The organism is Streptomyces sp. NPDC059906 (assembly GCF_042730645.1).
GTDB lineage: Bacteria > Actinomycetota > Actinomycetes > Streptomycetales > Streptomycetaceae > Streptomyces > Streptomyces rubrogriseus.
Map to the genome: position 1 here is coordinate 158,625 of NZ_JBHWKU010000019.1, position 9,469 is coordinate 168,093.

Annotated in this window: 5 protein-coding genes; 2 read left to right on the forward strand and 3 right to left on the reverse strand. The window is 74.8% G+C overall.

Annotated elements, in window-relative coordinates; all coding sequences use genetic code 11:
• Positions 1-32: 32 nt before the first annotated feature.
• Complete coding sequence (locus tag ACFV9J_RS26770) at positions 33-4,487, forward strand: PAS domain-containing protein (RefSeq protein WP_385357916.1); 4,455 nt, start codon at positions 33-35, stop codon at positions 4,485-4,487.
• Positions 4,488-4,526: 39 nt separating this feature from the next.
• Here the strand turns inward: ACFV9J_RS26770 and ACFV9J_RS26775 are convergent, their stop codons facing one another.
• Entirely contained in the window at positions 4,527-5,105 is a 579-nt protein-coding gene (locus ACFV9J_RS26775; RefSeq protein WP_385357919.1) for a TetR family transcriptional regulator, read from the reverse strand.
• A 135-nt stretch (positions 5,106-5,240) separates the two neighbouring features.
• Here ACFV9J_RS26775 and ACFV9J_RS26780 point away from each other — a divergent pair, with 135 nt between their 5' ends.
• On the forward strand, positions 5,241-6,488 hold the full coding sequence (locus tag ACFV9J_RS26780; RefSeq protein WP_385357921.1) for an MFS transporter: 1,248 nt from the start codon (positions 5,241-5,243) through the stop codon (positions 6,486-6,488).
• 129 nt (positions 6,489-6,617) lie between these two features.
• Here ACFV9J_RS26780 and ACFV9J_RS26785 read toward each other — a convergent pair whose 3' ends face one another.
• Both ACFV9J_RS26785 and ACFV9J_RS26790 read right to left on the reverse strand, forming a co-directional pair.
• Positions 6,618-8,294 (reverse strand): long-chain fatty acid--CoA ligase, encoded by a 1,677-nt coding sequence (locus tag ACFV9J_RS26785; RefSeq protein WP_385357924.1) that lies wholly within the window; start codon positions 8,292-8,294, stop codon positions 6,618-6,620.
• 128 nt (positions 8,295-8,422) lie between these two features.
• Positions 8,423-9,028 (reverse strand): SigE family RNA polymerase sigma factor, encoded by a 606-nt coding sequence (locus ACFV9J_RS26790; RefSeq protein ID WP_385357927.1) that lies wholly within the window; start codon positions 9,026-9,028, stop codon positions 8,423-8,425.
• Positions 9,029-9,469: the final 441 nt, after the last annotated feature.

Genomic DNA, 9,469 nt, shown 5'->3' on the forward strand with positions numbered 1-9,469 from the left:
CGGCAAGTGCGGTAACAGGAGGGAAGCGTCTCGTGAGCAGCAGGCCATCCCGAGGCGCTGCTCGCCTCGCAGCCATACTGGACGCGCTGCCGGACGCGTTGGTCCTGGTCAACGCCAACGGCACCGTGGTCAACGCGAACACCATCGCGCTGGAGGCGTTCGAGACGCCGGGCACCGCGCTGGTCGGGCGGGGGCTGCTGGATCTGCTGCCTCAGTTCGACTCGCGGCTGATCCCGGGCTCCATGCGGCGCCCCGACCACATCGACCCGCGGGCGCGCACCAAGCCGACCCGGATGGTCGCGCGGCGCACCGACGGCTCCGAGTTCCCGGTCGAGGTCACCAGCGCCAACCTGGAGACCGGCCAGCAGGCCTACGACACCTACGGCTACACCGGCGACGAGCTGCTGATGCTCGTCGTCCGCGACCTCTCCGGCACCGTCGACACCGAGGCCGAGCTGGCCCGTTCGCAGCGGCAGACCGAGATGATCCTGCGGGCCGCCTCCGAGGGCGTCGTCGGCACCGACACCGACGGGCGGATCGTCCTCGTCAACCCGGCCGCCGCCCAGATCCTGGGCTACCGGGCCGGTGAACTCGGCGGGCGCGAGCTGCACACCCTGGTCCTGCACTCGCGCGCCGACGGCTCGCCCTTCCCGTACGACGAGTCGCCGCTCGCCGACACGCTGCGCTCCGGGCGCAAGCACCGGGTGCGCGGGCAGGTGGTGTTCGCCAAGAGCGGGGACCAGCTGCCGGTCGACCTGACGACCGCGCCGGTGCGCGACGGCGACCAGCTCGTCGGCGCCGTGATGACCTTCACCGACCGGCGCCCCTACGACGCCCTCGTCAAGGAGCACGAGGAGGCGGACCGGCGGCACGCCGAGGAGGTGGAGCGGCTCGCCGAGGAGCACGCCGCCGAGCTGACCGGGCTGCGGCAGCGGCACGTCGCCGAGCTGGAGGAGCTGAAGGAGCAGCACGCGGAGGAGATCGCCGCGGACGCCGACCGCTACGCCGCCCTCGGCGAGCGGGAGAAGGACCGGTACGAGGCGATCGCCGGGCGGCACGAGCAGCTGCTCACCCTCCTCGGCGACTCCCTGCGCGGGCCGCTGGACGAGCTGCGCCGGGAGCTGGCCGCGCTGGCGTCGGACGACGCCGGGCAGTTGTGGCCCGAGGCCAACCAGGTGCTGCACCACCTGTCGGCGGGCTACTCGCGCATCACCACCCTCATCGACAACGTCCTGGGCTACCAGCGCCTGGACGTGGGCAACGAACAGGTCGCCCGTACGAAGGTGATGCTCGACGCCGTCGTCGCCGCGGGTGTCGACGGGTCCGTGGAGCTGATCGGCCCGGGGCGGGTGCAGTTCGCCGTGCACGCGCCGCCGATCGAGGCCGAGGTCGATCCCGGGCTGCTGGCCACCGCGCTCGCGCACCTCGTCGCGGACGTCGCCGGTGTCGACGCCACCGGCAACTCGCCCGTGTCGGCGACGGGCGGCTACCTGGACAACACCGTCGTGGTCGCGGCGGCGCAGCGCGGCGAGGTCGTACGCATCGAGGTACGCGGGCCGTACGCCGGGGGAGACCCGGTGCACGAGCCGATCGTGCGCGGGATCGTGCGGGCGCACGGTGGCGTGCTGCAGACGCACGACGTGCCGGGCATGAGCGGCAGCGCGTTCGTGCTGGAGGTGCCGATCGGCGGCGGGGCGGGTGCCGTCACCGCCCAGGGTGCCGAGCCGGCGCAGATCGCCCCCGCCGTGCCGGACGCCCTTGCCGGCTCGGCCGGTGGCGTGGGTGCGCAGGGCACCGTGGCCGTTCGCGAACCGGCTCACGGGGGCGGGCGGCGGCGGGCGCGCCGGGCCTCCGTCGACGCGTTCCTGGAGAGCGAGGTCGCCGGGGCGCCGGGCGGCGCCGGAGCCGGGCCCGAGGCGGAGAACTCCGCACCGACCGGGCGGCGCAGGCGGCGCGCGGCCCAGGCCGAGGCGCAGACCGGAACCGGGGCCGAGGTCGGAGCCGAGACCAACGCTCACGGACAGGGACAGGGACAGGGACAGGGACAGGAGCAGGAGCAGGAGCAGGAGCAGGGGCAGGTGCAGGAGCAGGGGCAGGGCGGCGACGTGCCGGCTCCGCTGCCCGTGCCCGCGCAGGCGGGGCCCGGCGCGGGTGCCGGGGCCGGTGGCACCGGGCGTCGGCGTGGACGGCCCGCGGAGGGTTCGGGCGCCGAGGCGGCCGGGGTGCCCCAGGCCGCGCTCGGCGGGGTGTCCGAGGGTGCCGTCGTCATGGCCGGCGAACACGGCGGAGGGGCCGCGGCGTCCAACACCGGTCTGGGCGGGACCGTGCCGCCGCAGGGCGTGCCCGCGCCCACCGGACGCCGGGCGGGCCAGGACGGCGGTGAGCAGCACGCGCTGCCCCCGGCGCTGCCCGCGCAGGCCGGCGAGTCGGACCCCGCAGACCCGGCAGACCCGGCAGACCCGGCGGCCTCCGACCGGCCGACGGGGCGTCGACGCCGTGCCCTGGCCTCCGCCAACGAGCGCGCCGCGGCGCAGGAGGCCGCTCCGCGCCAGGTGTTCGCCCTGCCGCCCGCCGACGCCGACGCCGACCGTCCTTCCGAGGGGGCGGCGGAGGCTCAGGGACAAGCTCAGGAGCAGGGGCAGGTTCAGCCCGGTCGGGTCCAGGTGCCGGGACCCGCCGCTCCCGGTGACGCCGTACCCGACGAGGGCCGTCACGACGCCGTACCGCACGACCAGTCCGAGGACCACACGCCGCCGCAGCCCCATCCGGCCGAGGCGCCCACGGGACGCCGCCGACGGGCCGGGGCCGCCCGCCCGGCCGACGAACCGGTGCCGGGCCAGGGTCAGGGCCCCCAGGGCCAGCGTCAGACGCAGAGTGCGCCCGCACAGAGCATCCCGGCGCAAGGAGCGCCGCCGGTCTACGGAGCGCCGCCGGTGCAAGAAGCCCCCGTGCCCGCCCCGGCCGCCGCCCGCACCGAGGCACAGGCACCCCGGGCCGCCGCCGAGTCCGGTGCCGACACCGCGGCGCCCGCCGCCCCGGGACAGCCCGCGCCCGCGCCGCAGTCGTGGCCCGCCGCCGCGGACACCCAGGGCACCGGCACCCCCGTACCGCCCGGCACCCCCGTACCGCCCGGTGCCGCACCGGCGCCTGCGGCACCCGCCGCCCCCGCCGCCCCCGCCGCCCCCGCCGCTCCGCAGGGCGTGCCCGCCTCCACGCCGAGCCGGGGCACCCCGCTGCCGCCCGAGAACGCGCCCGCCCCTCGCGCGGCGCAGCCGCTGCCCGCCGAGGCTTCCGCGCCCGTCGACCCGAACTCGACGCAGGGACGGGCGATCAGCGTGCGGACCCTGGGCCAGGGCGTGCCGTTCAACCGGCAGGCGGTCCAGGTGCAGCAGCCGTCGGCCACCCCCGCCCCGCACCAGCCGGGTGGCGGCGGCCGGCGCCGCAAGCTGGGCACGCCGCCCGACCCGGCCGCCGGCGGGACGGCGCCGTCGGCCCGCCCGCAGCCGCCCGCCGAGCAGCCGCCGGGCGCGCAGCCGAAGAAGCAGGCCCCGCCGCAGCCCCCGAGGCAGTCCCCGGACCAGCCGTCCCCGGCCGGCGGTCAGGGACGGCTCGCGCCGGTCACCGAGGGCGCCGGACGGTCGTACGCCATAGGGGCGCCGGACCGGAACGCCGCCGAGGGACCCGAACCGCTGGACGGACCCGGCGGGGCCGTCGAGGTGGCCGACCCGCCGCGCCCGCAGCCGATGGACGACGAGCTGCCGCCGGAACCGCTGGACAACCCGCGCCGGCTGCTGGTGTGGCCCGCGCCCGACGTCTCCACGCAGCAGGCGCTCAGCGACCGCGGCTACCGGCCGGTGATCGTGAACTCGCGCGAGGAGGTGGACGCGCAGATCGCGGCGTTCCCGGCCGCGCTGTTCGTCGACCCGCTGACCGGGCCGATCACGCGTACGGCGCTCCAGTCGCTGCGGCAGGCTGCGGTGGCGGCCGAGGTGCCGGTGCTGGTCACGGCCGGGCTCGGACAGGCCTCGCGGGACGCCGCGTACGGCGCCGATCCGGCCGTCCTGCTGAAGGCGCTCGCGCCCCGGGACAGCGAGCAGCATCCGCCGCGCGTCCTGCTGATCGAGGAGCACGCGGAGATCGCGCTGGCGCTGACCTCGACGCTGGAGCGGCGCGGGATGCAGGTGGCGCGGGCCGCGAGCGACGCCGACGCGGTGACGCTGGCGGGGCAGTTCCGGCCGAACCTGGTCGTGATGGACCTGATGCGGGTGCAGCGGCGGCAGGAGGGGTCCGCCGGGATCGTCGACTGGCTGCGCGCCAACGGGCAGCTCAACCGCACCCCGCTGGTCGTCTACACCGCCGCCGTCGACCAGGACGACCTGCCGCGGCTGGCCTCGGGCGAGACGGTGCTGTTCCTGGCGGAGCGTTCCACCAGCGGTGAGGTGCAGTCCCGGATCGTCGAGCTGCTCTCGCGGATCGGGACCAACTGAGGGCGTCCGAGGCCGCACCGGCCGACGGGTCGCTCCGTGTCACCGGTCGACGATGCGGCGGGCCGCCTTCTTGATCGAGTCGCGCAGGCCGTCGGTGCCGGCGTCCCCGCCGCCGACCAGGATGCGTTTCATCTGCGGCACCACGACCGCCCAGTTGGCCATGGCGACCAGCAGGAACAGGAGGTCGGGCGCCGGGATGGCGTCGGTGATCACGCCGCGCTGCTGGCCGTCCCGCACGGCGGCGACCTTGCGGGCGTAGTGCTCCTGGCGTTCGGCCTCGTGCGGCAGCTCGGCGATGCCGTACTCCATGCCCTCCCAGAAGAGCAGGCGGAGCAGCTCGGGGTGGACGGAGTGGTAGTCGAGGAGGCGGTCGATCCAGCCCTCGATGTCGTCCGGGTCGACGGGGACGGAGATCGCGAGGTCGAGCATCTTCTTCTCGAGGACGGACGCGAACAGCTCGCCCTTGTTGCCGTAGTAGGCGTAGATCAGCTGCTTGTTGGCCTTGGCCTCGGCCGCGATGCGGTCGATGCGCGCGCCGGCGATGCCGTGGCGGGCGAACTCCGCCACCGCCGCCTCGAAGATCCGGGCCTTGGTGGCCTCGGGGTCCCTTGCTGCCATGGGGCCAGGGTAGCCGGGCGGGCGGGCTAACCAACTATTTGGTTGACACACTTCGGGAATGCGGGCGAGACTCCCGGAGTTAATTCCAACCAACCAGTTAGTTGTTAGTGCGCGCTCGAAGGAGTCGCCCCGCCCATGCCGTCATCGCCGTCCTCCACCACTCCCGCCCCCACGTCCACGCCGGCCGCCAAGAGGGAGCCCTCCGGGAAAGGGCCGTCCGGCGCCGCCGCCCGCCTCTTCCTCCCCCTGATCGCCCTGTGCACCGCCGTGACGGCCGCCAACATCTACCTCGCGGCGCCGCTGCTCCCCCTCATCGCCCACGACATGGGCTCCACCCCGTCGGCGGTCGCCTGGCTCGCCTCGGTCGCGCAACTGGGCTACGCGGCCGGCCTGCTCTTCTTCGCCCCGCTCGGGGACAGGGTGAACCGGCGCCGCCTGGTCGCCGCCCTCTCGCTGGTCGCCACCGCCGCCCTGCTCGCCGCCGCCGCGTCGGCCGGGACCGGTGCGCTCGCGGGCGCCGTCCTGGTCGCGTCGGCCGCCACCGTCGTACCGCAGCTGCTGGTCCCGCTGGTCGCCGAGCGCGCCCCCGCCGACCGCCGGGCCCGGCACGTCGCGGCCGTCATCGCGGGCCTGTTCACCGGCGTCGTCGCGGCCCGGGTGCTCGGCGGTCTCGCCGGGCAGGCCTTCGGCTGGCGGGCGGTGTTCGTGGGCGCCGCCGTCCTGACCGCCGTACTGGGGCTGGCGACCGCGTACATCCTGCCGGTGGAGCGGCGGCAGCGGCGGGGCCCGCTGTTCGCGGGGCTCGTCGCGATACCGGGACTGGTGCGCCGCTCGCCCGACCTGTGGCGGGCGTGCGTGCGCCAGGCGGGGATGTACGGCGCCTGGAGCGCCCTGTGGACCTCGCTCGCCCTGCTGCTCACGGAGGACGAGGGATACGGCATGACCACCGCCGCGGCCGGACTGTTCGGCCTGTTCGGGCTGGCGGCGAGTGTCGTCGCGCCGCTCGCCGGGGGTCTGGTCGACCGGTTCGGCGCGGCCAAGGTCGTACGGTCCGCGTACGTGCTGGCCGCCCTCTCGGTGCCGCTGTTCTGGCTGGGCGGTCAGGTGATGGCGGCACTGTGCGCGGCCGCCGTTCTGGTGCACGCCGCCCTGGTCGCCTCGCACGTCGCCAACCAGACCCTGGCCCTCACCACGACCTCGGCCCCGGCCACCGCCAACACGGCGTACGTCGTCGCCGGCTTCGCGGGCGGCGCGCTGGCCTCGGCCCTCGCCGGGCCCGCGTTCGGCCACTGGGGCTGGGGCGGCGTGTGCGCGGTGGCGGGGGCCTGGCTGGTGCTGGGGTGGACGGCGACGGCCGTACGCCCCGCGCGGTCTGTGCGGTGAGGATTGACGCCGGACGGATGGCGGGCGGGTGCCGGACGGATGCCGTACCGGTGCCGGGCGGGTGCCGTACGGGCGCCGGGCGGGCGGGGAACCCTGGGGGCCCGCCCGGCGGGGAGAGTACCGGCGGGGTCAGAGCCGGGTGACGTCGAGACCGCCATCCGCGTACTGCCGGCGCAGCACCTTCTTGTCGAACTTGCCGACGCTCGTCTTCGGCACCGTCTCGATGACCGTCCAGCGTTCCGGCAGCTGCCACTTGGCGATCTTGCCGTCCTCGGCGAGGAAGGTGCGCAGGGCGGCGAAGTCGGTGGTGGCGCCCTCCCTGAGGACGACGGTGGCCAGCGGGCGCTCGCCCCACTTGTCGTCCGGTACGGCGACGACCGCGGCCTCGGCGACGTCCGGGTGGGACATCAGCGCGTTCTCCAGCTCGACCGAGGAGATCCACTCGCCGCCGGACTTGATGACGTCCTTGGCCCGGTCCGTGAGGGTGAGGAAACCGTCCGGGGAGATCGTGCCGACGTCACCGGTCTTCAGCCAGCCGTCCGCGCTGAACTTGTCGTCGGGACGCAGCGGATCGGCCCCGGGGCCGTTGTAGTAGGCACCGGCGATCCAGTTGCCGCGCACCTCCAGCTCACCGGCGGACTCGCCGTCCCAGGGCAGGCGCTCGCCGCCGGGACCGGTGAGCCGGGCCTCGACGCCGGCCGGGAAACGGCCCTGGGTGAGGCGGTAGGCGAACTCCTCCGGCGTCCCGGCCACGTGGGCCGGCGGCCGGGCGATGGTGCCGAGCGGCGAGGTCTCCGTCATGCCCCAGGCGTGGCAGACCCGCATGCCGAGCGCGTCGAACGCCTCCATGAGGGAGGGGGGACAGGCCGAGCCGCCGATGGTGACCTGGGTGAGGGAGGACACGTCACGGGGCCTGGCCGTCAGCTCGGCCAGCAGGCCCTGCCAGATGGTGGGGACGGCGGCGGCGTGCGTCGGCCGCTCGCCCTCGATCATCGCGGCGAGGGGAGCGGGCTGCAGGAAGCGGTCCGGCATCAGCATGTTCACGCCGGTCATGAAGGTGGCGTGCGGCAGTCCCCAGGCGTTGACGTGGAACTGCGGGACCACGACCAGCGACGTGTCCTGGTCGGTCAGGCCCATCGACTGGGCCATGTTGACCTGCATGGAGTGCAGGTAGATGGAGCGGTGGCTGTAGACCACGCCCTTGGGGTCGCCGGTGGTGCCGGAGGTGTAGCACATGGCGGCCGCGGCCCGCTCGTCCAGCTCGGGCCAGTCGTAGGAGGTCGGCTTCCCGGCGATCAGGTGCTCGTACTCGTGCACCTGGACGGCGGCCCCCTCCAGCAGGGAGCGGTCGCCCGGCCCGGTGACGACGACGTGCTCGACCGTCTTGAGGTGCGGCAGCAGCGGGGCGAGCAGCGGCAGCAGCGAACCGTTGGCGAGCACGACCCGGTCGGCGGCGTGGTTCACGATCCAGGCCAGCTGCTCGGGCGGGAGGCGGAGATTGAGGGTGTGGAGGACCGCGCCCATGGAGGGGATCGCGAAGTAGGCCTCGACGTGCTCGGCGTTGTTCCACATGAGGGTCGCCACGCGTTCGTCGCCGTCGACGGCGAGATCCTCGTGCAGCGCGTGAGCCAGCTGGGCGGCGCGTTCGCCGACCTCGGCGAAGGAGCGGCGGTGCGGCTCGTCCTCACCGGTCCAGGTGGTCACCTGCGAGCTGCCGTGGATGGCCGACCCGTGGGTCAGGATCCTCGATATCAGCAGCGGTACGTCCTGCATCGTGCTCAGCACGGTGTCCTCCCGGGGCGACATTGCCTACGCGGCGGTAAGGGTTGCGCTGATTCTGCGCACATACCGCGTGGTATGTCACTAGTCCCGGGTGATCGATCAGTGGGCGGCGCCGAATACGCGATCCCACCGGGTGTTCACATACCGGGTCATTAACGGACGAACCCCAGCTCAGGGTCTTCGCGGAGCTTGCCGAGGGCCCGGGAGACGGCCGACTTCACCGTACCCACGGAAACTCCGAGCACTTCGGCCGTACGGGCCTCACTGAGGTCCTCGTAGTACCTGAGGACGACCATCGCGCGCTGCCGGGCGGGCAGCTTCATGATCGCCCGCCACATGGCGTCGTGCAGGGCCTGCCGCTCCGCCGGGTCGTCGCCCCCGGACACGGGCTCCGGCTCGGGCAGCTCGTCGCAGGCGAACTCGTCGACCTTGCGCTTGCGCCACTGCGACGTCCGGGTGTTCAGCAGCGCCCGGCGCACGTAGCCGTCCAGGGCGCGATGGTCCTCGATGCGCTCCCAGGCCACGTACGTCTTGGTGAGCGCGGTCTGCAGCAGGTCCTCCGCGTCGCTCGGGTTCGCGGTGAGCGACCGGGCGGTACGCAGCAGCACCGGCTGGCGTGCCTTCACGTACGACGAGAACGACGGGTACGGGAAGGTCTGCGTCCGTGCCGTGGACGCGGCCGGTGCGGTGGCCCTCGCCGTGGCCGGCGCCATGGCTGTGGCGGCGTTCGAAGCGCTGGTGCAGACGGGTGTGGTCATGGCTCAACGCTATGAGCGAGGGGGCACCCGGCGGATCGGCCGCAGGTCCCGAAGCCGAGTCCGCCTCAGGTTGTAGGGGTGGTGTTGGCCCCACCTCCTGTAGGTGGAGTGGGGGAGGAGGGCTACTGCGGGTTGACCCCTGAGGGTCCCCACGGGGCGAGCACCCGTGGGGCCTGGAGTACCCGAGAGGCGCGCGCACTGGCGAGGGCCTGGGGTACCCGTGAGGCGCGCACCGGCGAGGGCGGCCTGGAGCAGCACCCGCGAGGCGCGCACCGGCGGGGGCTCGGATGCCCGCGCGAGGCGCGCACCGGCGAGGGCGCGCCGGCATCCGCCGCACAGCCGAACCCAGGCCGGGCCGCGTCGGTCGTGCCCGGGGCGGGCCGCGTCGGTCGTGCCCGGGGCGGGCACGAAAACGTCCGGGCGACGGTACCTGAGTACCGC